22 protein-coding genes are annotated in these 26,301 nt (G+C 65.6%); 17 read left to right on the top strand and 5 right to left on the bottom strand.

Features of this window, described 5'->3' with window-relative positions:
* The first annotated feature begins 3 nt into the window (after nt 1–3).
* Both EJB06_RS10405 and EJB06_RS10400 read left to right on the top strand, forming a co-directional pair.
* Entirely contained in the window at nt 4–807 is an 804-nt protein-coding gene (locus EJB06_RS10405; protein WP_126073926.1) for a DUF3025 domain-containing protein, read from the top strand.
* A gap of 9 nt (nt 808–816) precedes the next feature.
* Nucleotides 817–1,800, top strand: a complete 984-nt coding sequence (locus EJB06_RS10400; RefSeq protein WP_126073925.1) for a Gfo/Idh/MocA family protein — start codon at nt 817–819, stop codon at nt 1,798–1,800.
* Nucleotides 1,801–1,841: 41 nt separating this feature from the next.
* On the opposite strand, the gene recG is transcribed toward EJB06_RS10400, so the two are convergent.
* Nucleotides 1,842–3,893 carry an ATP-dependent DNA helicase RecG gene (gene recG, locus EJB06_RS10395; RefSeq protein WP_126073924.1) on the bottom strand — a complete coding sequence of 684 codons (2,052 nt, stop codon included), beginning with the start codon at nt 3,891–3,893 and terminating at the stop codon, nt 1,842–1,844.
* Nucleotides 3,894–4,007: 114 nt separating this feature from the next.
* On the opposite strand from recG, the gene queA reads away from it, so the two are divergent.
* The 9 genes from queA (at nt 4,008) to EJB06_RS10350 (ending at nt 15,380) form a co-directional block, all read left to right on the top strand.
* Complete coding sequence (gene queA / locus EJB06_RS10390; protein ID WP_126073923.1) at nt 4,008–5,030, top strand: tRNA preQ1(34) S-adenosylmethionine ribosyltransferase-isomerase QueA; 1,023 nt, start codon at nt 4,008–4,010, stop codon at nt 5,028–5,030.
* Nucleotides 5,031–5,056: 26 nt separating this feature from the next.
* Nucleotides 5,057–6,196 carry a tRNA guanosine(34) transglycosylase Tgt gene (gene tgt / locus EJB06_RS10385; protein ID WP_126073922.1) on the top strand — a complete coding sequence of 380 codons (1,140 nt, stop codon included), beginning with the start codon at nt 5,057–5,059 and terminating at the stop codon, nt 6,194–6,196.
* A 314-nt stretch (nt 6,197–6,510) separates the two neighbouring features.
* On the top strand, nt 6,511–6,846 hold the full coding sequence (gene yajC / locus EJB06_RS10380; RefSeq protein ID WP_126073921.1) for a preprotein translocase subunit YajC: 336 nt from the start codon (nt 6,511–6,513) through the stop codon (nt 6,844–6,846).
* 55 nt (nt 6,847–6,901) lie between these two features.
* Entirely contained in the window at nt 6,902–8,776 is a 1,875-nt protein-coding gene (secD, locus tag EJB06_RS10375) for a protein translocase subunit SecD (RefSeq protein ID WP_126073920.1), read from the top strand.
* A gap of 27 nt (nt 8,777–8,803) precedes the next feature.
* Complete coding sequence (secF, locus tag EJB06_RS10370; protein ID WP_126073919.1) at nt 8,804–9,823, top strand: protein translocase subunit SecF; 1,020 nt, start codon at nt 8,804–8,806, stop codon at nt 9,821–9,823.
* 106 nt (nt 9,824–9,929) lie between these two features.
* Entirely contained in the window at nt 9,930–10,622 is a 693-nt protein-coding gene (locus tag EJB06_RS10365) for a helix-turn-helix transcriptional regulator (protein WP_126073918.1), read from the top strand.
* 62 nt (nt 10,623–10,684) lie between these two features.
* Nucleotides 10,685–11,299 carry a glutathione S-transferase family protein gene (locus EJB06_RS10360; protein WP_126073917.1) on the top strand — a complete coding sequence of 205 codons (615 nt, stop codon included), beginning with the start codon at nt 10,685–10,687 and terminating at the stop codon, nt 11,297–11,299.
* A 361-nt stretch (nt 11,300–11,660) separates the two neighbouring features.
* Nucleotides 11,661–13,007 (top strand): MFS transporter, encoded by a 1,347-nt coding sequence (locus tag EJB06_RS10355; RefSeq protein ID WP_229427003.1) that lies wholly within the window; start codon nt 11,661–11,663, stop codon nt 13,005–13,007.
* Nucleotides 13,008–13,028: 21 nt separating this feature from the next.
* A complete protein-coding gene (locus EJB06_RS10350; RefSeq protein ID WP_126073916.1) occupies nt 13,029–15,380 on the top strand; it encodes a GH36-type glycosyl hydrolase domain-containing protein in 2,352 nt (783 codons plus the stop codon).
* A gap of 14 nt (nt 15,381–15,394) precedes the next feature.
* Here the strand turns inward: EJB06_RS10350 and gntR are convergent, their stop codons facing one another.
* The 4 genes from gntR to EJB06_RS10330 form a co-directional block, all read right to left on the bottom strand.
* Nucleotides 15,395–16,423 carry an HTH-type transcriptional regulator GntR gene (gene gntR / locus EJB06_RS10345; RefSeq protein WP_126073915.1) on the bottom strand — a complete coding sequence of 343 codons (1,029 nt, stop codon included), beginning with the start codon at nt 16,421–16,423 and terminating at the stop codon, nt 15,395–15,397.
* 285 nt (nt 16,424–16,708) lie between these two features.
* On the bottom strand, nt 16,709–17,542 hold the full coding sequence (locus tag EJB06_RS10340; protein ID WP_126073914.1) for an HDOD domain-containing protein: 834 nt from the start codon (nt 17,540–17,542) through the stop codon (nt 16,709–16,711).
* 121 nt (nt 17,543–17,663) lie between these two features.
* The gene (locus EJB06_RS10335; protein WP_126073913.1) at nt 17,664–17,945 is read right to left on the bottom strand and encodes a hypothetical protein; all 282 of its coding nucleotides are present in this window, start codon (nt 17,943–17,945) and stop codon (nt 17,664–17,666) included.
* Entirely contained in the window at nt 17,942–18,409 is a 468-nt protein-coding gene (locus EJB06_RS10330) for a MarR family winged helix-turn-helix transcriptional regulator (protein ID WP_126073912.1), read from the bottom strand. Before EJB06_RS10330 ends, EJB06_RS10335 begins: the two co-directional genes overlap by 4 nt.
* A gap of 247 nt (nt 18,410–18,656) precedes the next feature.
* On the opposite strand from EJB06_RS10330, the gene EJB06_RS10325 reads away from it, so the two are divergent.
* The 6 genes from EJB06_RS10325 (at nt 18,657) to astB (ending at nt 26,251) form a co-directional block, all read left to right on the top strand.
* Nucleotides 18,657–19,607 (top strand): GlxA family transcriptional regulator, encoded by a 951-nt coding sequence (locus tag EJB06_RS10325; protein WP_126073911.1) that lies wholly within the window; start codon nt 18,657–18,659, stop codon nt 19,605–19,607.
* A gap of 408 nt (nt 19,608–20,015) precedes the next feature.
* Nucleotides 20,016–21,269: an acetylornithine/succinylornithine family transaminase gene (gene astC, locus EJB06_RS10320; protein ID WP_126073910.1), complete on the top strand. Its 1,254-nt coding sequence runs from the start codon at nt 20,016–20,018 to the stop codon at nt 21,267–21,269.
* 69 nt (nt 21,270–21,338) lie between these two features.
* Complete coding sequence (locus EJB06_RS10315) at nt 21,339–22,370, top strand: arginine N-succinyltransferase (RefSeq protein ID WP_126073909.1); 1,032 nt, start codon at nt 21,339–21,341, stop codon at nt 22,368–22,370.
* Nucleotides 22,371–22,381: 11 nt separating this feature from the next.
* A complete protein-coding gene (gene astA / locus EJB06_RS10310; RefSeq protein WP_126073908.1) occupies nt 22,382–23,416 on the top strand; it encodes an arginine N-succinyltransferase in 1,035 nt (344 codons plus the stop codon).
* Nucleotides 23,403–24,914 carry a succinylglutamate-semialdehyde dehydrogenase gene (gene astD / locus EJB06_RS10305; protein ID WP_126073907.1) on the top strand — a complete coding sequence of 504 codons (1,512 nt, stop codon included), beginning with the start codon at nt 23,403–23,405 and terminating at the stop codon, nt 24,912–24,914. Before astA ends, astD begins: the two co-directional genes overlap by 14 nt.
* Nucleotides 24,911–26,251, top strand: coding sequence for an N-succinylarginine dihydrolase (gene astB, locus EJB06_RS10300; protein WP_126073906.1), 1,341 nt, complete (start codon nt 24,911–24,913; stop codon nt 26,249–26,251). Before astD ends, astB begins: the two co-directional genes overlap by 4 nt.
* The last annotated feature ends 50 nt before the right edge of the window (nt 26,252–26,301 follow it).

Genomic DNA, 26,301 nt, shown 5'->3' with positions numbered 1-26,301 from the left:
GCGATGCTGTCGCAGATCGACTGGGCGCGACCGTGGTACGACGCCGTGCGCCCCGCCTTTGCGCGGCTCGATGCCGGCGTGGCCTGCGTGGCCGACGCCCTCAATGCCGCTTGCGCGCCGCTGGCGCTGGTCAACCGGCGCGGCCTGCCGCTGCGCTTCGTGCCGCAGGATGACTTGCCCGAAGGGCGCGCCTACGAAGAATTCATCGGCGCGACCGGCTGCGTGCCCACGCGCGAGAACCTGCACGACTTCTTCAATGGCCTGGTGTGGCTGACCTTCCCGCGCATCAAGCAGCAACTCAACGCCCTGCAGGCGGCCCAGATTGCGCTGGCCGGGGTGGGCAAGTCGCGCGGCGCGGCGCGCGACGGCGCCACCATCTTCGACGAAAACGCGGCCCTGCTGGTGGTGCGCGCCGGCGCCGAGGGCGAGCAGCTGGTGGCCGCCCTGCGCGCGCACGGCTGGATTGAGGCACTATACGAACGGCGCGCACGGTTTGGCCACGGCGCGGGCGCCGATGCCGAGGTCTGGCTGTTCGGCCACGCGCTGATGGAAAAGCTGGTCGCGCCGCGCAAGGCGATCACCGCGCACACGCGCGTGGTGGTCGCCGGCGACGATTATTTCGCCCTGCCGCATGAGGCGCGGCGCGCCTGGATCGACCGCCAGGTGGCGGACGAACTGGCGGCCGAAGGATTGAGCACGGCCTGCTTTACCCCCTTGCCGGTGCTTGGCGTGCCGGGCTGGTGGGAAGGGCAGGATCATGCGTTTTACGCCGATACCACGGTATTCCGGCCCAGGCGGGCCGTTTGAGGAGAGAAGATGACTGAAGCGGTACGTTGGGGAATTCTGGGCACGGGCAAGATTGCGCGCGCGTTTGCGGCTGCCTTGCGCGATACGCCGGGCGCCGTGCTGGCCGGCGTGGCATCGCGCAGCCTGGAAGGCGCGCAAGCCTTCGGCGCCGAATTCGGCGCGAGCGCCTGCTACGGGTCGTACCAGGAACTGGCCGATGCGCCCGGCGTCGATGTGATCTACATCGGCACCCCGCACCCCATGCACGCCGACAATGCCGTCATGGCGCTGAACGGCGGCAAGGGCGTGCTGTGCGAGAAGCCCTTCACCATGAACCGGCGCGAGGCCGAAGAAATCGTGGCGCTGGCGCGCGCAAAGAAGCTGTTCCTGATGGAGGCGATGTGGACGCGCTACATGCCGGCGCTGGCCGAAGTGCGGCGCATCATCGCCTCCGGCGAGATCGGCACGGTGCACCAGGTGACGGCCGATTTCGGTTTCGCGGGCACGCAGGACCCGCTGCACCGCCTGAATAATCCGGAACTGGGCGGCGGCGGCCTGCTCGACCTGGGCATTTACCCGCTGTCGATCGCCGCCGCGCTGCTTGGGCCGGTGGCCGAGGTGCGGGCCATGGCGCTGATGGGCGAGACCGGCGTCGATATCCAGACCGGCTTCACCATGCGGCACGAGGGGGGCGGCATGTCGGTGTGCAGCTGCTCGCTCAGGGCCAGGACCCCGGCCGAGCTGACCGTGTCCGGATCGCTCGGCCAGGTGCGCATGAACACCATGTTCCACCGCGCGCAATCGGTGACCGTGACCACGCTTGAGGGCGCGCGCACGATCGACACGCCGTATCTGGGCAACGGCTATGTGCACGAGGCGATGGAAGTGGGGCGCTGCCTGAAGCAAGGGCTGCTGGAGAGCCCGGGCATGCCGCTCGACGAGACCTTGCACCTGATGGGGGTGCTCGATACGATCCGCGCGCAGATCGGGCTGCGCTACCCGGCGGACGCTTAGACCGCCGCCGCTCCCGCGCCAGGGCGCGGGAGCGGCGCTACCTACACCTTCAAAAACTCTTCCTTGCCACCCAGCCAGCGCGCCAGGTGCGCTTCCACCACGTCATCGACGGCGTCATGAATCAGCTGGTGCGCCACGTCGCGCGCCTGTTCCACCAGCCACTGGTCGGTTTCCAGGTCGGCGAACCTGAGCATCGCCTGGCCCGACTGGCGCGCCCCCAGGAACTCGCCCGGCCCGCGAATCTCGAGGTCCCTGCGCGCGATTTCGAATCCGTCGGTGGTCTCGCGCATGGTCATCAAGCGCTGTTTGGCGATCGGCCCCAAGGGACTCTGATACAGCAGCAGGCACACGCTGGCCGCCGACCCGCGTCCCACGCGGCCGCGCAGCTGGTGCAGCTGCGACAGGCCGAAGCGCTCCGCGTGCTCGATCACCATCAGCGACGCATTCGGCACATCGACCCCCACCTCGATCACGGTGGTGGCCACCAGCACCTGCACCGCGTTGGCGGTGAAGGCATCCATCACCTCCTGCTTTTCGGCCGGCTTGAGGCGTCCGTGCACCAGCCCCACCTGCAGATCGGGCAGCGCCTCGGCCAGCATGGCATGCGTTTCGGTGGCAGTCTGCAGCTGCAGCGCCTCCGATTCCTCGATCAGGGGGCACACCCAGTAAATCTGGCGTCCTTCCAGCGCCGCCGCGTGCACCCGTTCGATCACCTCGTCGCGCCGGTTCTGGTCGATGGCGCGCGTGACGATCGGGCTGCGTCCGGGCGGCAGTTCATCGATGACCGACACTTCCAGGTCGGCGTAATAGGTCATCGCCAGCGTGCGCGGAATCGGCGTGGCCGACATCATCAGCTGGTGCGGGGTCTTGCCGTTGCTGCCCTTGTTGCGCAGGGTGAGGCGCTGGCCCACGCCGAAGCGGTGCTGCTCGTCGACGATCACCAGCCCCAGTTTCGCAAACTGCACCGTGTCCTGGATCAGCGCGTGGGTGCCGATCACCAGCTGCGCCTCGCCCGACTCCACCAGCGCCGTGGCGGCCAGCTTGTCCTTCTTTTTCAGGCTGCCGGTCAGCCACGCCACCTTCACGCCGAGCGGCTCCATCCAGCCGGCGATCTTGCGGAAGTGCTGGTCGGCCAGGATTTCGGTCGGCGCCATCAGGGCCGCCTGGTAGCCGCTGTCGATGGCCTGGGCGGCGGCCAGCGCCGACACCACCGTCTTGCCGCTGCCGACATCGCCCTGCAGCAGGCGCTGCATCGGATAGCCGTTTTTCAGGTCGGCGCGGATTTCCCTGAGCACGCGCTGCTGGGCGCCGGTCAGCTTGAAGGGCAGCTGGCCCAGGAACGCCTCGGACAGGTCGCCGATGGCCTTCAGTACCGGCGCCCCCTTGACCCGGCGCGCCCGCTGCGCGCGTTTGAGCGAGAGCTGCTGCGCCAGCAGTTCGTCGAACTTCATGCGGATCCAGGCCGGGTGCGAGCGCTCGACCAGCGCATGGGCGTCGATTTCCTGCGGCGGGTAGTGCAGCAGCCGCACCGAGGGCTCGAAGTCGCTCAGGTTCATCTCTTCGCGCAGGGCCGGCGGCAGGGTGTCGCGCCAGTCGATGCGCTTCATCGCGTCGGCGATCGAACGCCGCAGGATCGCCTGCGACAGGCCTTCGCCGGAGGGATACACGGGCGTGAGCACGGTCGGCAGCGGCGCGCCCTCGTTGATCACCTTGTATGTGGGATGGACCATCTCGGCCCCGAAGAAGCCGTGCTTGAGTTCCGAGCGGGCGCGCACGCGCGTGCCCTCGGCCAGTTGCTTGACCTGGCTGCCGTAGAAATTCATGAAGCGCAGCAGCAGGTCGCCGCTCGCGTCGGCGATGGTGACCAGTAACTGGCGCCGCGGGCGGAAGCTGATCTCGTTCTTCGTGACCACCCCCTCGACCTGCGACACATGGCCGCCGCGCAGGCAGGCTTCGCGGATCGACACCACCACGGTTTCGTCCTCGTAGCGCATGGGCAGGTGCAGCACCAGGTCCATGTCGGTGCGCAGGCCGAGCTTGGCGAGCTTGCTTTCGTTGGTTTTCGGCGGCGTTTTCGGTTTGGTCGGCGGCATATTGAAGCAAGGTGAAGCAACGGCGGTGCGTAAGGGGGTAAAATAGAGGGTTGCCCTGCACGCGTGAGCCCTTATTGTACGGCTCTTGACCCTCTTTTTTACAAAATTAGCAGAATGTACTCGCTCTCCGACTTCGATTTCGACCTGCCCGCCGAGCGCATCGCGCAAACGCCGCTGCCTAACCGCAGCGCTTCCCGCCTGCTGCACCTGGACGGCACGGCCATCGTCGACCGCCAGTTCGCCGACATCGTCAGCCTGCTCGCCCCCGGCGACCTGCTGGTGATGAACGACACGCGCGTGCTCAAGGCGCGCTTTTTCGGCGTCAAGGAAACCGGCGGCAACGTCGAGGTGCTGGTCGAGCGCATCCTCGACAGCCGCACCGTGCTGGCCCAGGTGCGCGCCTCCAAGTCGCCCAAGCCCGGCAACCGCATCCGCCTGGCCGACGCCTTCAATGTCACGGCGGGCGAGCGCGCCGGCGAATTCTTCACCCTCGTGTTCGACGGCGACGTGTTCGAACTGATCGAAGCGCACGGCCGCCTGCCGCTGCCGCCCTATATTGAACACGATGCCGACGAATTCGACGAAACGCGCTACCAGACCGTGTACTCGCGCGAGCCGGGCGCGGTGGCGGCGCCGACCGCCGGCCTGCATTTCGACGAAGCGCTGCTGGCCGCCCTGAAAGCGAAGGGCGTCCACTTCGCCTACGTGACCCTGCACGTGGGCGCCGGCACCTTCCAGCCGGTGCGGGTCGAAGCGCTGGCCGAGCACAAGATGCATACCGAGTGGTACACCGTGCCGCAGGAAACGGTGGACGCCGTGCGCGCCGCCAGGGCGGCCGGGCGCGACGTGGTGGCGGTCGGCACCACCAGCCTGCGCGCGCTCGAATCGGCCTCGCAGTCGGGTGAACTGGTGGCCGGCAGCGCCGACACGGCCCTGTTCATCACGCCCGGCTACACCTTCAAAACGGTGTCGCGCCTGATTACCAACTTCCACCTGCCCAAATCGACCCTGCTGATGCTGGTGTCGGCCTTTGCCGGGTATGAGGCCATCCGCGCGGCGTACGCGCACGCGATCGCCAGCCAATACCGCTTCTTCAGCTATGGCGACGCCATGCTGCTCACGACCGACAACAAGTAGACCACACGATAAGCGCCCAGACAACTATGCTCGACTTCCAACTTCTCAAGACCGACACCAGCGGCCTGTCGCACGCGCGGCGCGGCCGCCTCACGCTCAATCACGGCGTCATCGAGACCCCGATCTTCATGCCGGTCGGGACCTACGGCTCGGTCAAGGCGATGTCGCCGGTCGAACTGAAAGAGGTCGGCTCGCAGATCATCCTGGGCAACACCTTCCACCTGTGGCTGCGCCCGGGCACCGAAGTGATGAACAAATTCGGCGGCCTGCACGGTTTCATGGGCTGGGACAAGCCGATCCTGACCGACTCCGGCGGCTTCCAGGTATTCTCGCTGGGCGCGATGCGCAAGATCACGGAGGAGGGCGTCAAGTTCTCCTCGCCGATCGACGGCAGCAAGCTGTTCCTGTCGCCCGAGATCTCGATGCAGATCCAGCGCGCGCTCAATTCCGACATCGTCATGCAGTTCGACGAATGCACGCCCTACGAGATCGACGGCCGGCCGGCCACCTCGGTCGAAGCGGCGCAATCGATGCGCATGTCGCTGCGCTGGGCCCAGCGTTCGATGAACGAATTCAAGCAGGGCGGCAATCCGAACGCGCTGTTCGGCATCGTCCAGGGCGGCATGTTCGAAAACCTGCGCGACGAATCGCTGGCCGGGCTGGAAGAGATCGATTTCCCGGGCATCGCCATCGGCGGCCTGTCGGTGGGCGAGCCGAAGGAAGACATGATGCGCATGCTCGAGCACGTCGGCCCGCGCCTGCCGGCCCACAAGCCGCACTACCTGATGGGCGTGGGTACGCCGGAAGACCTGGTGGCCGGCGTGGCCAACGGGATCGACATGTTCGACTGCGTCATGCCGACCCGGAACGCGCGCAACGGCTGGTTGTTTACCCGTTTCGGCGATGTGAAGATCAAGAACGCGCGCTACAAGGACGACCAGGGCCCGCTCGACGAGAGCTGCGACTGCTACTGCTGCAAGAACTTCTCGCGCGCCTATCTGCACCATCTGCACCGCTCGAAAGAAATCCTGGGCGCGCGCCTGAACACGATCCACAACCTGCACTACTACCTCAAGCTGATGAGCGAAGTGCGCGACGCGATCGACGCCGACCGCTTCCACGCCTTCCGCCTCGAATTCAACGCCGCCCGCGCCCGCGGCGTCTGAGAAAGTTGCAAAACCACCACTCATTTCCTCCTCGGGGTCGGAGCCTCATGCCGAGACCCGAAGGCCGCTAACTTAAGCTCCGTCATTCCCGCCTGTGCGGGAATGACGGGAACGCCAAATGCCTCGGACCTCTGTGGGGCGCAGTGAGTGGCGATGGAAATTCAGCAAGTTCTTGTTGAAAAATAAATAACTCCATGCCGCTTGCAAAAACGAAGTTGGCATTCACATAGGCCAAATTGGCTACCCCGCGGTATGCGGTGCTAGAATACAGCGCTGATTTTTTAACGAAACTAACCTCAATATCGGAGTTCCCCGTGTTTATTTCCAACGCTTATGCGCAAGCTGCCCCCGCTGCCGCCGATACCAGCCTGATGGGCAATCTGAGCACCTTCCTGCCCCTGATCCTGATGTTCGTGGTCATGTATTTCCTGATGATCCGTCCTCAGCAAAAGCGCGCCAAAGAGCAGAAAACGATGATGGACGCGCTGGCCAAGGGCGATGAAGTCGTCACCGCCGGCGGCATTCTCGGCAAAGTCGTCAAGGTCAACGAGAGCTATGTCACGATCGACATCTCCGCCAATACGCCGATCGTTGTGCAGAAGAGTTCGATCACCACGCTGCTGCCGAAAGACACGCTGAAGTCCCTGTAAGCCCGAGGCGCGGCCTGGCGCCGCCTGACTGCTCAACATTGAACGCTGGAACACTATGAACCGCTATCCCGTCTGGAAATACATACTCATCGTCTTTGCGCTGTTGCTCGGTGCCCTGTACACGGCGCCCAACTACTTCGTCGAATCGCCCGCGCTGCAGGTGACGACCGGCAGTTCGATCCTGAAGATCACCAGCGCCACGAGCGAACAGGTCGAAGCCGCCCTCAAGGCGGCCGGCATCGCGCACGAGGGCGTGACCCTGGACGGGAATGAAAACAGCACCTCCGTGCGCGCGCGTTTCGCCAGCACCGACGCCCAGTTCAAGGCCAAGCTGGCACTGGAACGCGCCCTGAACCGCAACCCCGCCGAAGCCGACTACATCGTCACCGTCAACCTGGTGAAGAATACCCCGCAGTGGATGCAGGCCTTGCGCGCCTTGCCGATGAACCTGGGCCTGGACCTGCGCGGCGGCGTGCACTTCCTGATGCAGGTGGACGTGGCCGCGACCACCGAAACCAAGATCAAGGGCATCCAGCAAGCCGTGCGCAGCCAGCTCCTGAACAAGGACGATGCGCGCCACAGCGGCATCGAGCGCGTCGGCCAGACCATCGAAGTGCGCTTTGCCGATGCCGCCAAGCGCGCCAAGGCGCGCACGATCATCGCCGCCGACTCGAACGATCTGCTGCTGACCGATGCGGCCGACGCCAACGGCCTGAAACTGGTGGTCGCGCTCAAGCCGGAAGCGCTGCAGCGCACCATCGACGAAGGCGTCAAGCAGAACATCCTGACCCTGTCGAAGCGGGTCAATGAACTGGGCGTGTCCGAGCCGATCATCCAGCAGCAGGGCCGCGACCGCATCGTGGTGCAGCTGCCCGGCGTGCAGGACGTGGCGCGCGCCAAGGACATCATCGGCCGCACCGCCACCCTCGAAATGCGCATGGTCGACGACACCGTGGTGCCGGGCATGGAATCGGCGGCGAACATTCCGCTGACCTCCGAACTGTTCACCGACGAACGCGGCCAGCCGATCGTGCTGTTGAAGGACATCATCCTGACCGGCGAATACATCTCGAGCGCCATCGGCACCATGGACCAGAACAACCAGCCTGCGGTCAGCCTGGACCTGAACGGCAACGGCGGCAGCAAGATGCGCAACGCGACGCGCGAGCGCATCGGCAAGCGCATGGCCATCCTGCTCAAGGAAAAAGGCAAGTACAACGTGCTGTCGGCGCCGGTCATCAACAGTGAACTGGGCAGCCGCTTCCAGATCACCGGCATGGGCACCCCGCAGAAAGCCAACGAACTGGCGCTGCTGCTGCGCTCCGGCGCCCTGTCGGCGCCGATGGAAATCATCGAAGAACGCGTGATCGGCCCGCAGCTGGGCGCCGAGAACATCGCCAAGGGCCTGTACTCGACCGTGTACGGCTTTGCCGCGATCGCCATCTTCATGATCATCTACTACCATATGTTCGGCGCCTTCAGCGTCGTGGCGCTGGCCTCGAACCTGCTGTTCCTGCTGGCGCTGCTGTCGTGGATGCAGGTGACATTGACCCTGCCGGGCATCGCCGCGATCGCGCTGGCGCTGGGCATGGCGATCGACGCCAACGTGCTGATTAACGAACGGATCCGCGAGGAACTGCGCGCCGGCGAAACGCCGCAGAAGGCCATCGCCGCCGGTTTCGACCGCGCCTGGGCCACCATCCTGGACTCGAACGTGACCACCCTGATCGTCGGTATCGCCCTGCTGGTCTTCGGTTCCGGTCCGGTGCGCGGCTTCGCCGTGGTGCACTGCCTGGGCATCCTGACGTCGATGTTCTCGTCCGTGTTCGTCTCGCGCGGCGTGGTCAACCTCTGGTACGGCCGCACCAAAAAGCTGAACAAAGTCTCGATCGGTACTGTCTGGACTCCTGGCCTGTCGGTCAACAAATAAGCAGCACTTACTACAACAGGACTCAAGATGGAATTTTTCCGCATCAAGAAAGATATTCCCTTCATGCGCCACGCGTTGATTTTCAACGTGGTGTCGGCGCTGACCTTCGTGGCAGCCGTGTTTTTCCTGGTGACGCGCGGCCTGCACCTGTCGGTCGAATTCAAGGGCGGCACCGTGATGGAGCTCAAATATCCGGCCGCCGCCAACCAGGAGAAGATCCGCACGGACCTGATCGCGCTCGGTTACGAACAGCCTGAAGTGTCCAGCTTCGGCACCGCGCAGGAAGTCATGCTGCGCCTGCCGATCATCGAATCGGTGACCGGTTCGACCGGATCGCAAAAGGTGTTCGCCGCGCTGTGCAAATCCGAAGGCGGCGCGGTCACCCGGGTCGACACCGTGGTCAAGGGCCAGAGCGTGGCCAAGGATGTCTGCCACTCGGCGGCCGGCGCCGACGTGCTCAGTCTGCAGAAGGTCGAATTCGTCGGCCCGCAGGTGGGCGACGAACTGGCGCATAACGGCGTGAGCGCGCTGCTGATGGTGGTGCTGTTCGTGGTGATCTACCTGGCCATCCGCTTCGAGTGGAAGTACGCCGTCTCGGCCATCATCGCCAACCTGCACGACGTCGTCATCATCCTCGGCTTCTTCGCCTTCTTCCAGTGGGAATTCTCGCTGGCGGTGCTGGCCGGCGTGCTGGCGGTGCTGGGCTACTCGGTCAACGAATCGGTGGTCATCTTCGACCGGATCCGCGAAAACTTCCGCAAGCAGCGCAAGGCCAGCGTCGAAGAAGTCATCGACAACGCGATCACCAGCACCATCTCGCGTACCATCATCACCCACGGCTGTACCCAGATGATGGTGCTGTCGATGCTGCTGTTCGGCGGCGCGACCCTGCACTACTTCGCCGTGGCGCTGACCATCGGTATCCTGTTCGGTATCTACTCGTCGGTATTCGTCGCCGCGGCCATCGCCATGTGGCTGGGCGTGAAACGCGAAGACCTGATCAAGCCGATCAAGGAAAAGGACGAAACCGACGGCGCCGTCGTTTAAACGCCTTCACGCCGTGTCCCGAACAATGCCGCCCGGCTTACGCTGCGCGGCATTTTTTTCGCACCTGCGCCCGCCCAGCCATGCTCACTGATACCCGCCCGCTGCCATGAGCCGCACCAGCCGCCTGTTCCTGCTGCTCGACGCCCTGCGCGGACACCGCCGGCCGGTCACGGCCGCCGTGCTGGCCGAGCGCCTGGGCGTTTCCGAGCGCACCATCTACCGCGACATCCAGACCCTGTGCCAACTCGGTGCGCCGGTCGAAGGCGAAGCGGGGGTCGGATTCATGATGCGCGCCGGCCTGTTCCTGCCGCCGCTGATGTTCAGCACCGACGAACTCGAAGCGCTGGTGCTGGGCGCGCGCTGGGTACGGCGCCAGGGCGACGACGCGCTGGCCGACGCGGCTTCGAACGCGCTGGCCAAGATCGCCACGGCCACGCCGAAGGACCTGCGCGATTGCATCGCCGAGACCAGCCTGTGGGTGCCGGTCGGCTCGGGGGCGCCCGAGACGACCGCCTTCGTACGGCCCGCGCGCGAAGCCATCCGCGACCAGCACAAGCTGCGCATCGGCTACCGCGATGCGGCCGGCGTGGCGAGCGAACGCACCGTGTGGCCGTTCGCGCTGGCGTTTTTCGAGGGCGCGCGCGTGCTGGTCGCCTGGTGCGAACTGCGCGCTGCGAACCGCCACTTCCGCATCGACCGCATCGCCAGCGCGGTGTCCTGCGGCGAGCGCTATCCCGAACACCGGCGGGAGCTCATCAAGCGCTGGCGCATCGAAATGTGCATGGAAGACGACTCCTGACAAAAACTGACGCAGCGGGCTTCTATCATGGCCGCTCCAACAACTTTTCACGGAGCTGCGCCATGCGCCTGTTTCACAATACCCTGTCATCGAATGGCCGCCGCGTCCTGATGGTCGCCGAGCAGCTTGGCCTGCCGCTGGACATCGTCCAGGTCGACCTGATGAGCGAAAGCGAGCGCGCGCGCCTGCACGAAATCAACCCCAACGGCAAGCTGCCGGTGCTCGACGACGGCGGCTTCCTGCTGTGGGAATCCTGCGCCATCATGCAGTACCTGTGCGACATCACGCCCGGCCAGACGCTCTATCCCCAGGATGCGCGGGAGCGGGCGGATGTGAACCGCTGGCTGTTCTGGGGCAGCCAGCACTTTGCCGAAACGGTCAGCATCCTCTCCTTCGAAAACCTGTGGAAGGCGATGATCGGCATGGGCGAGCCGGACCCGGACGAAGTCGCGCGCGCCGAAGGCCAGCTGAAGCAACTTGGCGCGGTGCTCGACACCCGCCTGGCCGAACGCGACTGGCTGGCGGGCGACGCCCTGAGCCTGGCCGACATCGCCGTGGTCGCGCCGCTGATGTACCTGGACCAGGCCCGGCTGCCGCTGCGCGGCTTCCCGCACCTGATGCGCTGGTTCGACCGCCTGCGCCAGCTCGACCTCTGGAAAAACACCGAAGCCGGATAAACCTTCAAAACCGGCGATTCCACCTACAACCGGGGTCAGAGCTTTTATTTGAAACTTTCTCGTTTTTAGCCTGTTTCGATGCCGATTTCGAGGCAGGTGGCCTCCCTTCGGCGTCACGTCGTGACGCGCCGCAGAGGGAGATCCGGCTCCACGCTCAAATAGCACCGCATCAGGAGTGAGCGCATTAAGCAGAAATGTTTCAAGTTAAAGCTCTGACCCCGGTTGGGCGGCTGCCACCGATCAGGCAACTTTCTTCATTGACACTCATGCGCGGCATGGGCATACTGGACGTTTCGATGTTAGCGCTAACATTGCATTCGGCGGCGCACCTCCGGTCGCCGTCCACCGAGGAGAGAGCGCATTGATCGCCCCCCCGCTGCCGTGGCGTGAAAAAATCAGTTACGGCCTCGCCGACATGGGCTTCAATTTTTATTGGGCCAATATCGCGACCTTCCTGATGATGTTCTACACGGACGTGTACGGCATCTCCGCCGCCGCGGCCGCGTCGATGATGTTCGTCATCAAGCTCGTCAACGCCTTCACCGATCCCCTGATCGGCGCCGTGGCCGACCGGACCAGCACCCGCTTCGGCAAGTTCCGCCCCTATCTGGTCTGGATGGCGCTGCCGCTGGCCGGCGCCGGCGTGCTTACCTACACCACGCCGGACCTCGGCCCCGGCGGCAGGCTGGCCTGGGCCTACGCCACCTACCTGCTGATGATGGTTTGCTACACCTGCATCAACATCCCCTACAACGCCCTGTCCGGCGTGATGTCGGCCGAGCCGCAGGAGCGCTCCACCATCAACGGCCTGCGTTTCATCTTCGCCTTCGCCGGCAGCATGCTGGTGACGGCCGCCACGCCGGCCATGGTCGCCTTTCTCGGTGCCGGGGACGAGCAGCGCGGATGGCAACTGACCATGCTGGCCTGGGGCGTTTTCGCCTCGCTGCTGTTCGCGGCCACCTTTTTCAACACGCGCGAACGCATCGCGCCGCCAGCGCGCCAGCAGACGCGCGTGCGCGACGACCTGCGCGACCTGGCCGGCAACCGCCCGTGGATGGTGCTGTTCTTCCTGGCGCTGATCATCATGGTCTCGATCACCCTGCGCACCAGCACGGCCGCCTACTACTTCAAGTACGTGGTGGCCCGGCCCGGGCTGCTGGCGTCCTTCCTGCCCGCCTACATGGCCGCCGCCGCCGCCGGCGCCGCACTCACGCCGCTGATGACGCGCTTCGTCGACAAGAAGACGCTGATGATCGCATTGATGTCGCTCACTGCGCTGCTGTCGGCCGCCTTCTTCCTTGTCGGCCCGGAGCAGATTAAGGCCATGTATGCGCTGCAGATCGCGCTCGGCCTGGTGCTGGGGCCGAAGTCGCCGCTGGCGTTTTCGATGTATGCCGATACCGCCGACTACAACGAGTGGCGCAACGGCCGGCGCGCCACCGCGATGACCTTCGCCGCCGCCACCTTCTCGCAAAAACTCGGCACCGCGCTGGCGGTGGCCGTCATCGGCGCGGTCTTCACGCAGCTCGGCTACGTGCCGAATGCGGCGCAGTCGGGCGGATCGCAGGCCGGCATCGTCTGGCTGATGTCCATCATTCCCGCCCTGTTCGCCCTGCTCGCGGTGGCGGTCATGTTTTTCTATAACCTCGACAGCCGCACGCTGCGCCAGGTCCAGGCCGACCTGGCGGCGCGCAAGGCAGCGCTGTAAGTCCTTATCAGGAGAGCTTCCATGTTACGCCCCACCGACGACGGTGCCCGCTACGAGTTGAGCAGCCCGACCGCGATGCCGCACGCCGCCGGCTTCCTGTGGAACCGCAAGATGATGATCCAGGCGACCTGCCGCGGCTACGCGGTGGCGCAGTTCATGCAGCCGGAACCTGCCAAGTATGCGCACGCGCCGAACATGGAGGCAAAGTCCTTCATGCAGCCGGAGCAGGCCTATTTTGCGCATCATCCGGGCCGCTTCTTTTATGTGAAGGATGAAGACACGGGCGAGCTGTTTTCGGCGCCCTACGAGCCGGTGCGCGCGCCGCTCGCGCGCTTTGCCTTTTCGGTCGGCCAGAGCGACCTGGCCTGGCACGTCGAGCATCTCGGCATCGGCATCGACCTGCGCCTGTGCCTGGCGCCGGACGCGGTGCTCGAACTGTGGTCGCTGACGGTGACCAACCGGTCCTGCCGCGCGCGCCGGATCAGCGTCACGCCCTACTTCCCGATCGGCTACATGTCGTGGATGAACCAGTCGGCCGAATACCGCGCCGACCTGGGCGGCATCGTCGCCAGCAGCGTCACGCCGTACCAGAAAGTGGCGGACTACTTCAAGAACAGGGACTTCAAGGACAAGACCTTCTTCCTGTGCGAGCACGCGCCCGATTCGTGGGAAGCCAACCAGGCCGCCTTCGAAGGGGAGGGCGGCCTGCACAATCCCTCGGCCCTGCAGGGCCCCGCGCTCGCCAAGGGCGACGCGCGCTACGAGACGCCGGCGGCGGTGGTGCAGTACCGGCTGGCGCTGGACGCCGGTGCGGCCAGCATCCAGCGCTTCCTGTTCGGCCCCGCGTTCGACGACGCCGACATCGCGGCCCTGCGCAGCGCCTGGCTGAGCGAAGACGGCTTCGCGCGCGCCGCCGCCGAGGCCCAGGCCTACGTGGCCGGCGGACGCGGTTGCGTGCGCATTTCCACCCCCGACAAGGAGCTCGATAATTTCGTCAACCGGTGGCTGCCGCGCCAGGTGTTCTACCACGGCGACGTGAACCGCCTCACCACCGATCCGCAGACGCGCAACTACCTGCAGGACAATATGGGAATGAGCTTCGTGCGCCCGTCCGTGATGCGCGCGGCCTTTCTGCATGCGCTCAGCCAGCAGGAAGCCAGCGGCGCCATGCCCGACGGGATCCTGCTGGCGGCCGGCGCGGAGCTCAAGTACATCAACCAGGTGCCGCATACCGACCATTGCGTGTGGCTGCCCGTGTGCCTGCAGGCTTACCTCGACGAGACCGCCGACATGGCGATCCTCGATGAAGCCGTGGCCGATGCCCAGGGCCGCAGCGAGCGCGCCTTCGAGCGCGTCTGCCGCGCCATGGACTGGCTGCTGGCGGAACGCGACCGGCGCGGCCTGTCGTTCATCGCGCAGGGCGACTGGTGCGATCCGATGAACATGGTCGGCTACAAGGGCCGTGGCGTGTCCGGCTGGCTGACGGTGGCGGCGGCGTATGCGCTCAAGCTGTGGTCGGCCGTGTGCGCGCAGCGCGGCGATGCGGCGCGGGCGCAGCACTTCCGCGACGGCGCGGCGGCCATGAACGCGGCGGCCAACGCGCATCTGTGGGACGGCGCCTGGTTCGCGCGCGGCATCACCGATGACGACGTGAAGTTCGGCGTGAGCACCGATGCGGAAGGGCGCATTTACCTCAATCCGCAGGCCTGGGCGATCCTGGGCGGGGCGGCGAACCAGGAGCAGATGGCGAGCATGCTGGCCGAAGTCGAGCGCCAGCTGTATTCGCCCTACGGCGTGACCATGTTCGCGCCGCCCTACAGCGCCATGCGCGACGACGTCGGGCGCGTCACCCAGAAGCACCCGGGGTCGGCGGAGAATGGCGCGGTGTACAACCACGCGGCGATTTTCTACATCTTCAGCCTGTACAGCATCGGCGAGTCGGAGCGCGCGCACATGCTGCTGCGGCAGATGATCCCGGGGCCGCAGGAAGCCGATTACCTGCAGCGCGGGCAGCTGCCGGTGTTCATCCCGAACTACTACCGGGGCGCGCACCGCCAGTATCCGAGGACGGCCGGCAGGTCGAGCCAGTTGTTCAATACCGGGACCGTCTCGTGGGTGTACCGCTGCATCGTCGAAGGCTTGTGCGGCTTGAAGGGCGATGCCGAGGGATTGACCATCCATCCGCAGATGCCGGCGGCGTGGCAGCGCATGGACGTGGAGCGCGAGTTTCGCGGTGCGCGCTTTCACGTGCATATCGAGCGCGCCGATGTGAAGAGCGTCCTGGTCAGGCATGAAGGCAAGTTCCTGCCGCAGGCGCGCATGACGGCAATCGTGGCGGGCGCGGAGTACCGGCTCGATGTCTTCGTGCCGTGAACGCGGCCCGGCGCTTAAGCGCTCTCGCGCGCCATCAGCGTAAACCCCAGGTCGATCTGGGTGGCCGGCGGCGTCTCGCCGGCGATCGCCGCCAGCAGCAAGCCGGCCGCCTCGAAGCCGATCCTGTAGCGCGGCGTGTCGATCGTGGTGAGCGAGGGCGTCATCCACGCCGACGCCGGCAGATCGTTAAACCCGCACACCGCCAGCTGTTGCGGCACCGCGATCCCGCGCCGCTGGCACTGGTAAATCGCGCCATGCGCCAGGTCGTCGTTGCAGCAGAAAACGGCCTCGCAGTCGGGCGCCTGCGCCAGCATCCGCTGCAGCAGTTCGGCCCCCAGCGCGATGCTCGACGGATCGCCGACCATCAGCTCCAGGCGCGCGTCCAGCAGGCCGGCCTCGCCCATGGCCTTGCGATAGCCGTCGGCGCGGCGCAGGGTGCGCTCGTCGAGCTGGGCGCCGATGAAGCCGATGCGCGTGTGGCCCTTGTCGATCAGGTAGCGCGTCATCGCGTGGCCCGCGTCGCACTGCGAAAACCCGACCGACAGCTGCCCCGGGGCGCCGGCCAGGTCCATCATCGACACCACCGGCACGCCGCAGGCGGCCAGCATCTGCGTCACGCGCGCGCTGTGGCTCAGGCTGGAGAGCAGGATGCCGTCCGGGTTCGATTGCAGATAGATGCCGAGCAGCTTTTCTTCCTCCGCATCGGAGTAACGCGTGTTGCCGATTAGGAGCTGGTAGTTGCCCGACCCGATGGCATCCTGGATCCCCTCCAGCACGGCGGTAAACACCGCATTCGACAGCGAGGGCACCAGCACCACGATCACGTTCGACTGCGCCGACGCCAGCGCGCGCGCGGCGCGGTTCGGCACGTAGCCGAGTTCGGCCACGGCAAGTGCGACCCGCGCGCGCACGGCGTCCGACACGCGATCCGGCTGGTTCAGCGCGCGCGAGGCCGTCATCGCCGATACCCCGGCATGCGCCGCCACCGATGCCAGGGTGGCCTTGCCGCTGGAGCGGCCTTTGATGCTGCCCGTTATGCTCATGCGCCTGGCTGCCAGCGATATTTTTTTAACACGTTTTCCCCGTGTGGCGTGCGTTCGGCATGCTTTCCGTCAACACATTGGATGTTTCTCATGGGAATCTTTAACTTGTGTGTGTTCACGCACAGAAGTGCGGCATGCGGCGGACTATAGTGGAACTGTCTCTTTCAGGACATCCCTAGTTTTGGACTTCGCCCGCTTTCAAAGCGGGCATTTTTTTGCCCGGGCCGCGTGCGCGACAAGCATCCAAAGGGAACAACCGGGCGCGGCAGGACGCCGCGCCGCCGCTTACATCAGGGCCGAGGTCAGGCTGCTCACTTCGGCGGCCGACTCTTCCAGGATGCTGTTGAGGGTGCCATCGCCGATGACGAAGTCGATGGTGGCCGCCGCCTGGCGCGAGGTGGCCCCGGCGCGTTCGTACAGGGGCGAGGGGACGGGGGCCAGGTCGTTGGCCAGCAGCAGGGTGTCGCCCAGGGTTTCGGGCGGCAAGGCGCGCATCCCGACCCACAGCGCTTCGATGGCCGCCATCACCGGCGCGGGCACGCCCAGCCGTTGCAGGACGCAGCGGCCGACCATCTGTTCGCCATGTTCGATCCACTCGTCCGCTTCGCCGTCGAACAGGCCCGGAAATTCATCGGCGCGCGAGAGCATGTAAAAGCCGCCGACCTCGTGCACGATGCCGGCGAACATCGCCGTCTCCGGATCGAGGTGGGCCACGCGCCGCGCGATCACCTGCGACAGCGCCGCCACGTGGGCCGAGTGCTGCCACAACTGATTGGCCTTGTCGCGCAGCGACGGTTCGGTGATCTTGCTGCCGAGCTGGCGCACGATGACCGAGGCGCCCAGCGCGTTGAGGGTGCGAAACCCCACGCGCTGCACGGCGGTGCGCACGTTCGTCACTTCGTTGCCGGAGCGGTTATAGGCCACCGAATTGGCGATCGCCACGGTGCGCGCCGCCAGCAGGGGCTCGGCCTGCACCAGGCGGGCCGCCGCGTCGGCATGACAGTCGGGATCGTTCAGCGCGCGCTGCAACTTCAGCGTGGCATCGACATTGGTCGGGAAACTCAGTTCCCCCCGGCTTGCTTGAGCAGCAATGCTCTTGTACGCTTCGAGTCTGTCCATGAAAAAATTATACTCCGATAACCCAGCCGTGTTTGTCGTAAAAACGTGCTTTAAAGCATTTATCTGATCGGGCGCCGGAGCGCCTCGCGGCTCCTCCGGCGCACACGGCGGGGCCTGTCGTTCAGGGCTCGCTGAAAATGGCGTCGCAGCCGTCCTGGGTCGCTTCGGTATCTTCCAGCTCATCGACCAGGCCCAGGTCGAACAATTCCTCGACCGCGTTCATGAAACTGTTGAGCTTGGTGGCGCCGATGAGGCGATAGATTTCGCCGGCTTCGTTGCGCACGCCGATCAGCATCTTTTCCTGACGCACTTCGTCGGGCGTGGCCACGTTGAGCAAGAGGTTGCCGATGATGTGCTTGTCAAAGTGAGCGGGCTTTTTGCCTTCGAGCAGGGTGGTTTTCAATCTTCTTCCTTGTGTTGTTGTAATGTGGGGCAAACGGCATGCTCGGCGATAACGTGTTTCAGTTTGCGCAAGCTGGCATCGATGTCATCGAAATCCTTGTCCGACAAGGACGAAAACAATTGCCTGCCATGCCCGACCACTTTCGGAAAGACGTCCTGGAACACGGCCTCGCCGCTGGCGGTCAGGCGCACGTAAAACGAGCGCTTGTCGTCGCAGCTGCGTTCGCGCGCGACCAGGCCCTTCTGTTCCAGGCGGTCGATCACGCCGGTCAGCGTGCCCTTGGTGATCAAGGTTTTTTCGCCCAGTTCCTTGTACGTCATGCCCTGCGTATTGCCGAGCGTGGCGATGATGTCGAACTGGGCATGCGTCAAGCCGCACTGGCGCACCGACTCGCCCGAAAAGCGCTCGAAGCTCTGCAGGCACTCGGCCAGCAAGCGCACACTCCTTAAATAACGTTCCCCCATAGGCCGTGATTATAGCTGGCCGCGCCCGGTTTGACGGCGGCGCGGTCGCTTGTGTGGCCTGCGCGCCGCGCCGATGGCGCTGTTGATGCTGATTTGCTACAGCGGCCGGATGGGTCGGAAGGCGGGCCCGGTCCGGGCAGGATGGTTGATCTCCGGTATGATAGCCAGCCAATGGAAATCCGATTGGCGCCTTGCGGGCGCTCGTCCCTTATGGCTTATATTGCAATGACGCACCCACGCCTGTCCGATGCCACTCGCTAAACTCGCCCGCCTGGCGCAAGAAACGCCGCTGCGCGTGCTCCTCATCAACGCCGGCGAACCCGACGCGCTGACCTGGGCCGGCCTGTTCCAGCCGCTGCGCCTGGCGGCCAAGATCCTCGGTCCCGAGCGCCTGCATGTGGACGTGCGCAGCCCCGACAAATTCGCCGCCGACGCCCAGCGCCACTGGCACCTGGTGCTGCTGGTGGCGGACGAAGCGCAAGCCTCGCTGAAACCGGCCAACAGCCGCATCCTGATCGAGCGCTGCCGCGCCGCGCCGTTCTGGGGCGGGGTCGGAGCGGGCGTGCTGTGGCTGGCCGACGCCGGCGTGCTCAACGGCGTGCGCACGGCGCTGCCGTGGGCGCTGTATGCCGAGGTCGACACGGTGGCCGACCGCGCCGTGTTCACGCCCAACCTGTTCGAAATCGACGACAACCGGCTCACCTGCTGCGGCGGCGCGGCCAGCATCGACTTCGCGCTGAACCTGGTCGAGATCATCTACGGGGCGGGGGTCCAGGCGCGCATCAAGGAAACCCTGTGCATCGACCGCGTGCGCGGCAAGGAAGAGCGGCAGCGGGTGGCCTTGCAGGCGCGCTTCGGCGCCCTGCAGCCGAAGCTGACCGAAGCGGTGAGCTTGATGGAAGCGAACATCGAAGAGCCCCTGTCGACGGACGACATTGCCAACCTGGTCGGCATCTCGCGGCGCCAGCTGGAGCGGCTGTTCAAGCAATACCTGGGCAGCCTGCCGTCGCGCTACTACCTGGAGCTGCGCTTGCAGCGCGCGCGCCAGCTGCTGCTCGACACGCACTATTCGATCGTACAGGTTGGATTGATGTGCGGTTTCTCGAGCGGCTCGCACTTCTCGACCGCCTTCGGCGCCCTGTTCGGCAACACCCCGCGCGAAGAACGCCAACGCAAACTCGCCGCCCCACCGGCATGAATTCCGAACGCCAATCGCGGCACCCCCCTACAACCGGGGTCAGAGCTTTAATTAGAAATATTTCCTAACCGGGGTTCGAGCTCCGCATTACGCCCGCATCACGCCCTGTCCCGCGGGAGCGTACGTCAATACCTGCCCAGCGTTGAGGTGCGTGAGGCGCGACCTGACAGGCTTGCGGGCAATGCGTTTCGAGTCGGAGGTCTGAGCCAGGTTAGGAAATGTTGCAAGTTAAAGCTCTGACCCCGGTTTGTGACCCCGGTTTGTGGGTTTTGCAAGTTTTGGTGGCGAGCAAAAATGAAAATGCTTGTCGCGTATTCAAAAGATGTTTGGGGCTGCTGTTCTTATAATGGTCCGACGTGCCCAGCGGTTTCGCTCCGGGACGCCCACTAACATTGGATGAGGAATGCCATGAACGCAAAGCTTGAAACGGGTGCAACCACGCGGCCGGTGACCAGACAAACCTTCGACGACGTCCTCGTCCCTACCTACGCGCCCGCCGCCATGGTGCCCGTGCGTGCCTCCGGCCTCGACCTGTGGGACCAGAACGGCAAGCATTACCTCGATTTCACTTCCGGCATCGCCGTGTCCAGCCTCGGCCATTGCAACCCGGCCCTGGTCGCCGCCCTGACCGCCCAGCTCAACAATGTCTGGCACCTCGGCAACGGCTACACCAACGAGCCCGTCCTGCGCCTGGCCCTGGCCCTGACCGAAGCGACCTTCGCCGACCGCGCGTTCTTCTGCAACTCCGGCGCGGAAGCCAACGAAGGCGCCCTCAAGCTGGCGCGTAAGTACGCCCACACCAAATTCGGCCCGCACAAGTCGCGCATCATCTCCTGCCTGTCGTCCTTCCACGGCCGTACCCTGTTTACCGTGTCGGTCGGCGGCCAGCCGAAATACACCGAAGGCTTCGAGCCGCTGCCGCAAGAGATCAACCACATCCCTTACAACGACATCGACGCGGCGCGCGCCGCCATCGGCGACGATGTGTGCGCAGTGATCGTCGAGCCGATCCAGGGCGAAGGCGGCGTCATTCCGGGCGACCCGGCCTACCTGAAAGCGCTGCGCGAGCTGTGCGACCAGACCGGCGCGCTGCTCATTTTCGACGAAGTCCAATCGGGCGTGGGCCGCACCGGCGCCCTGTACGCCTACATGGACAAGGGCGTCACGCCGGACATCCTGACCAGCGCCAAGGCCCTCGGCAACGGCTACCCGATCGGCGCCATGCTGACCACCAACGAGATCGCGGCCCATTTCGGCGTCGGCTCGCACGGCACCACCTACGGCGGCAACCCGCTGGCGGCCACCGTCGCGCTCAACGTGCTCGAAACGATCAACCAGCCGGCCTTCCTGGCGCGCGTCAAGGAAGCGTCGGACAAGATCTTCGCCAAGCTGCGCAAGCTCGCCGCCGACTACCCGCAAGTGTTCGGCGAAGTGCGCGGCAGCGGCCTCCTGATCGGCCTGCCGGTCGCGGAAGCCTTCAAGGGCCGCGCCAAAGACATCACCAAGGCCGCCGAAGCGCTCGGCCTGATGCTGCTCATCGCCGGCACCGACGTGGTGCGCTTCGCACCCGCGCTGATCGTCACCGACGCGCAGATCGACGAAGCCGACCGCATCCTGCGCGCCGCCGTCGACGGCATGCTCAACGCGGCTCCCGCCAAGTAATCAGCACACGGCCGGCCCGGCACACGCCGCGGCCGGCCACGGCACGCTTTGCCTATAAAGGGAAAACCCATGTTTGTTGTCCGTCCGGTTGAACTGTCGGATATCGACGCCCTCGAAACGTTGGCAGCAGTGACGATGCCGGGCGTGCATACCTTGCCCAGGACGCGAGAAAAAATCGCCGCCTCGGTCGAGCGTTCGATCGCCTCGTTCGCCGCCCATGTCGACATCCCCAGCGAGGAGTCCTATCTCTTCGTGCTCGAACAGCAGGCCACCCGCGCCATCGTCGGCACCGCCGCCATCTTCGCGTCGGCCGGTTCCAACGGCACCTATTTTTCATTCCGTAACGACGTGATCCAGCAGGTCTCGCGCGACCTCAATATCAGCCACAGCGTGCATGCGCTGACGCTCTGCTCGGAGCTGACCGCGTATTCCCAGCTGTCCGGTTTTTACGTGAGCAATCGCGGCAGCGCCGGCCTGGAAGCGGCCCTGCTGTCGCGCGCGCGCCTGCTGTTCGCGGTGCTCGCGCCGCACCGCTTCGGCGACCGCTTCTTCGTGCCGCTGGCCGGCGTGACCGACAAGAACGGCCAGTCGCCGTTCTGGGAAGCGCTGGGCCGCAAGTTCTTCAAGATGGATTTCCTGGAGGCCGAACGGGTCATCGGCGGCGCCCGCAACCGCACCCTGATCGTCGAGCTGATGCCGCACTATCCGGTCTACGTGCCGCTGCTGCCGGGCGACGCCCAGGCGGCCATGGGCCAGATCCACGGCGACGGCGAACTCGCCTTCAGCCTGCTCACCGAAGAAGGCTTCGAGGCCGACGACTACATCGACATCTTCGACGGCGGCCCGATCCTGCAAGCCCACAAGAACGCGCTGCGCACCTTTGCCGGTTCGATGCTGCGCCGCGTGGCGCCGCTCGATGCGGGCATGTCGTCCGAGCTGCCGGTGACCTACGCGGTCGCCGCCAGCAATGAGCGCAACTTCCGCGCCATCACCGTCTCGTGCCCCTCCGCCGAGGGCGGCGACAGCGTGTTCCTGCCGCAGGACGCGCAGGATGCGCTGATGGTGGCCCCGGGCGATAACGTCATTTGCGTCAGAATCTGAAAGAGAACCCTATGCTAGTTGTACGCGCAATTCACGCGTCCGATCTGGATGCCCTGATCGAACTGGCGCACCAGGTCGGGAGCGGCATGACGACCCTGAAACCGGACCGCAAGATGCTGGGCGACCGCATCTCGGTGGCGGTGGCCTCGTTCGCCGAGACCATCCCGCCCGAGCAGCGCGACTACATGTTCGTCATGGAAGACACCACCAGCGGCCGCCTGGCCGGCGTGTGCGCGATCAAGGGCGCGGTGGGCCTGGACGAGCCGTTCTATAACTACCGCATCGGCACCCTGGTGCATTCGAGCCGCGAGCTCGAGGTGTTCACCCGCATGGACACCCTGTACCTGTCGAACGACCTGACCGGCGCCACCGAACTGTGCTCGCTGTTCCTGCATCCGGATTACCGCAGCGGGAACAACGGCAAGTGGCTCTCGAAAAGCCGCTTCCTGTTCATCGCCCAGTTCCCGCAGCTGTTCACGGCCAAGCTGATCGCCGAGATGCGCGGCTACCAGGCCGAGGATGGCAGCTCGCCCTTCTACGAAGGCCTGGGGCGCCACTTCTTCAAGATGGATTTCAACCACGTCGACCACCTGACCGCGATGGGCAAGAAGTCCTTCATCGCCGAACTGATGCCGCGCCAGCCGCTGTACGTGGCCTACCTGCCGGAAGATGCGCAGGAAGTCATCGGCAAGGTGCACCTGTCGACCGCGCCGGCGCGCCGCCTGCTGGAGCAGGAAGGCATGCACTTCGAAGGCTATGTCGATATTTTCGATGCCGGTCCGGTGCTGCAGGCGCGCGTGTCGGAACTGCGCGCCATGCGCGACAGCGCGGTGGCCATTGTCGACGAAGCGGCCACCCCGCTTGAGACCGAGCCGCTGCTGGTGTCGAACACCGTGCTCAGTGATTTTCGCATGATCGTCGCACACGCCAATCCGGTCTCGGGCAAGCTGGCCCTGACCCCGGACGAACAGGCGCTGCTGCATTGCCAAGGCGGCGACACGGTTCGCACGCTGTCACTCAATGTAAGGAAAAATGTCCATGTCTGAATCGAGCAATGTATTAAGCAACGCTGCCAGTAACTTCATCGGCGGCGAATGGCGCGCCGGCAGCGGCGCCGAACTGGTCACCACCGATCCGTCCACCGGCAAGCAAACCTGGACCAGCCGCGAATCGACCGCCGCCGACGTGGCGCAGGCCGTGCAGGCCGCGCGCGCCGCTTTCGACGCCTGGGCCTCGACCCCGCTCGACGAGCGCATCGCCGTCTGCGTGCGTTTCCGCGACCTGCTCAAGGCCAATGCCGAGGAGCTGGCGCGCACCATTTCCGAGGAAGTCGGCAAACCGCTGTGGGAAGCCCGCACCGAGGTGACCACCATGGCTAACAAGGTCGATATCTCGGTGCAGGCCTACGGCGCGCGCACCGGTGAAGTCGCCGCCAGGGTCGCCGACGGCAATGCCGTGCTGCGCCATCGCCCGCACGGCGTGTTCGGCGTGTTCGGACCGTACAACTTCCCCGGCCACCTGCCCAACGGGCATATCGTCCCGGCCCTGATCGCCGGTAACACGGTGGTGTTCAAGCCGAGCGAATACGCGCCGCGCACCGCCATCAAGACCGTGCGGCTGTGGCAGCAGGCGGGCTTGCCGGACGGCGTGATCAACCTGGTCAACGGCGGGCGCAATACCGGTGTCGCCCTGGGCCAGGATGCGGGCCTGGACGGCGTGCTGTTTACCGGCTCCTGCCAGACCGGCGTCGCACTGCACAAGCAGTTCGGCGGCCAGCCGGGCAAGATGCTGGCGCTGGAAATGGGCGGCAACAATCCGCTGGTGGTGTGGGACGTCAAGGATGTCGACGCCGCCGTGCACCACGCCGTCATGTCCGCCTTCATCTCGGCCGGCCAGCGCTGCACCTGCGCGCGCCGCCTGGTGGTGCAGGACAGCCCGGCCGGCGAGGCCTTCGTCAAGCGCCTGGTCGAGGTGGCATCCCGGCTTGCCGTGGGCGCCTCCGACGCCGAACCGCAACCGTTCATGGGTCCCGTGGTGTCGAGCGCCGTCGCCGCGCGCCTGGTGCAGGCGCAGGCCGACATGGCCGCCAGGGGCGGCACCGTGCTGCTGCAAATGAAGCAGCTCGATCCGAACGCCGGTTTCGTCACGGCCGGCATCGTCGACGTCACCGGCGCCAGCGGTATTCCGGACGAAGAGTGGTTCGGTCCCCTGCTGCAGATCATCCGCGTCAAGGACTTCGCCAGCGCCGTCAAGGTCGCCAACGCCACCGAATTCGGCCTGGCCGCCGCGCTGCTGTCGAACGACGAAGCGCTGTGGAAGCAGTTCTCGGTGCAGGCGCGCGCCGGCATCGTCAACTGGAACCGCCCGACCACGGGCGCGGCCAGCAGCGCGCCGTTCGGCGGCGTGGGCAAGTCGGGCAATCATCGCCCGAGCGCCTACTACGCGGCCGACTACTGCGCCTATCCGGTCGCGTCGATCGAAACGAGCGAACTTGAACTGCCGGCCAAGCTGTCGCCCGGCCTGACTTTCCAGGACCTGCCATGAGCGCACGCGAATTCAACTTCGACGGCCTGGTCGGGCCGAGCCACAATTACGCCGGCCTCTCGTTCGGCAACGTCGCCTCGTTCAGCAATGTGAAGAGCGCGTCGAACCCGCGCGAGGCGGCCCTGCAGGGCCTGGCCAAGATGCGCGAGCTGGCCGCGCGCGGCTTCGCGCAGGCGGTCATGCCGCCGCAGGCGCGTCCCAACTTCCGCCTGCTGCGCCGCATCGGGTTTACCGGGACCGACGCCGAGGTGCTGGCGCGCGCCTACCGCGAGTCGCCCGTCATCCTGGCGTGCGCCTATTCGGCCTCGCCCATGTGGACCGCCAACGCGGCCACGGTCAGCCCGTCGGCCGATACCTTCGACGGCCGCGCGCACTTCACCGCCGCCAACCTGAACAACAAGCTGCACCGCTCGGAAGAGCACCTGCAGTCGACCCGCACCCTGCGCGCGCTGTTCGCCGACGAGCGCCATTTCGCGGTGCACGAGGCGCTGCCGCCGACGTCGGCCTTCGGCGACGAGGGCGCGGCCAACCACACGCGTTTTTGCGCCACCCATGGCGGCAAGGGCGTCGAGTTGTTTACCTACGGCCGGGTCGAATTCGATCCGTCCGCGCCGGCGCCGAAAAAGTACCCGGCGCGCCAGAGCCTGGAAGCGTCGCAAGCCATCGCGCGCCTGCACGGCCTGGACGCGGCACGCACCGTGTTCGCCTCGCAAAATCCGGACGTGATCGACCAGGGCGTGTTCCACAACGACGTCATCGCGGTCGGGAACGGCAATGTGCTGTTCTATCACGAGCAGGCCTTTCACGACGAAGGCGCGGTGCTCAATCAATTGAGAAATGCGCTGGCCGGCGTGGAAACCGAGCTGGCCGCGATCCGCGTCGATACCCGCGTGGTCTCGGTGGGCGACGCCGTGGCCAGCTACCTGTTCAACAGCCAGCTGCTCACCAAGCCCGATGGCGCGATGGCGCTGGTGATTCCGCAGGAATGCCAGGAAAACCGCGCCGTGGCGCGCTACCTCGAAGAACTGGTCGCCAGCGGCGGCCCGGTCGACGAGCTGATTCACTTCGACCTGCGCCAGAGCATGCGCAACGGCGGCGGGCCTGCCTGCCTGCGCCTGCGCGTGGCGCTCACCGACGCGGAAGTCGCGGCCATGCACCAGGGCGTGATCATGACCGACGCCCTGTACGACACCCTGGTGGCCTGGGTCGGTAAATACTACCGCGACCACCTCGAACCGAAAGACCTGGCCGATCCCCAACTGGCGCTGGAATGCAGCGCAGCGCTGGAGGAATTGAGCCGCATCCTGGGACTGCCCGGCCTGTACGACCTGACGTAGAATACCGCCAGCCGGACGGTGCACCCAATTTGGGCGGGTAAACCCGCCTT

The sequence above is a fragment of the Massilia atriviolacea genome, assembly GCF_003953935.1.
GTDB lineage: Bacteria > Pseudomonadota > Gammaproteobacteria > Burkholderiales > Burkholderiaceae_D > Telluria_A > Telluria_A atriviolacea.
This window is presented reverse-complemented; position numbering and strand designations above follow the sequence as displayed.

Excerpts from the sequence above, each read along its gene's own strand:
- EJB06_RS10405 (WP_126073926.1), top strand. The coding sequence starts at position 4 with ATGCTGTCGCAGATCGACTGGGCGCGACCGTGGTACGACGCCGTGCGC.
- EJB06_RS10400 (WP_126073925.1), top strand. The coding sequence starts at position 817 with ATGACTGAAGCGGTACGTTGGGGAATTCTGGGCACGGGCAAGATTGCG.
- recG (WP_126073924.1), bottom strand. The coding sequence starts at position 3,893 with ATGCCGCCGACCAAACCGAAAACGCCGCCGAAAACCAACGAAAGCAAG.
- queA (WP_126073923.1), top strand. The coding sequence starts at position 4,008 with ATGTACTCGCTCTCCGACTTCGATTTCGACCTGCCCGCCGAGCGCATC.
- tgt (WP_126073922.1), top strand. The coding sequence starts at position 5,057 with ATGCTCGACTTCCAACTTCTCAAGACCGACACCAGCGGCCTGTCGCAC.
- secD (WP_126073920.1), top strand. The coding sequence starts at position 6,902 with ATGAACCGCTATCCCGTCTGGAAATACATACTCATCGTCTTTGCGCTG.
- secF (WP_126073919.1), top strand. The coding sequence starts at position 8,804 with ATGGAATTTTTCCGCATCAAGAAAGATATTCCCTTCATGCGCCACGCG.
- EJB06_RS10365 (WP_126073918.1), top strand. The coding sequence starts at position 9,930 with ATGAGCCGCACCAGCCGCCTGTTCCTGCTGCTCGACGCCCTGCGCGGA.
- EJB06_RS10360 (WP_126073917.1), top strand. The coding sequence starts at position 10,685 with ATGCGCCTGTTTCACAATACCCTGTCATCGAATGGCCGCCGCGTCCTG.
- EJB06_RS10350 (WP_126073916.1), top strand. The coding sequence starts at position 13,029 with ATGTTACGCCCCACCGACGACGGTGCCCGCTACGAGTTGAGCAGCCCG.
- gntR (WP_126073915.1), bottom strand. The coding sequence starts at position 16,423 with ATGAGCATAACGGGCAGCATCAAAGGCCGCTCCAGCGGCAAGGCCACC.
- EJB06_RS10340 (WP_126073914.1), bottom strand. The coding sequence starts at position 17,542 with ATGGACAGACTCGAAGCGTACAAGAGCATTGCTGCTCAAGCAAGCCGG.
- EJB06_RS10330 (WP_126073912.1), bottom strand. The coding sequence starts at position 18,409 with ATGGGGGAACGTTATTTAAGGAGTGTGCGCTTGCTGGCCGAGTGCCTG.
- EJB06_RS10325 (WP_126073911.1), top strand. The coding sequence starts at position 18,657 with ATGCCACTCGCTAAACTCGCCCGCCTGGCGCAAGAAACGCCGCTGCGC.
- astC (WP_126073910.1), top strand. The coding sequence starts at position 20,016 with ATGAACGCAAAGCTTGAAACGGGTGCAACCACGCGGCCGGTGACCAGA.
- EJB06_RS10315 (WP_126073909.1), top strand. The coding sequence starts at position 21,339 with ATGTTTGTTGTCCGTCCGGTTGAACTGTCGGATATCGACGCCCTCGAA.
- astA (WP_126073908.1), top strand. The coding sequence starts at position 22,382 with ATGCTAGTTGTACGCGCAATTCACGCGTCCGATCTGGATGCCCTGATC.
- astD (WP_126073907.1), top strand. The coding sequence starts at position 23,403 with ATGTCCATGTCTGAATCGAGCAATGTATTAAGCAACGCTGCCAGTAAC.
- astB (WP_126073906.1), top strand. The coding sequence starts at position 24,911 with ATGAGCGCACGCGAATTCAACTTCGACGGCCTGGTCGGGCCGAGCCAC.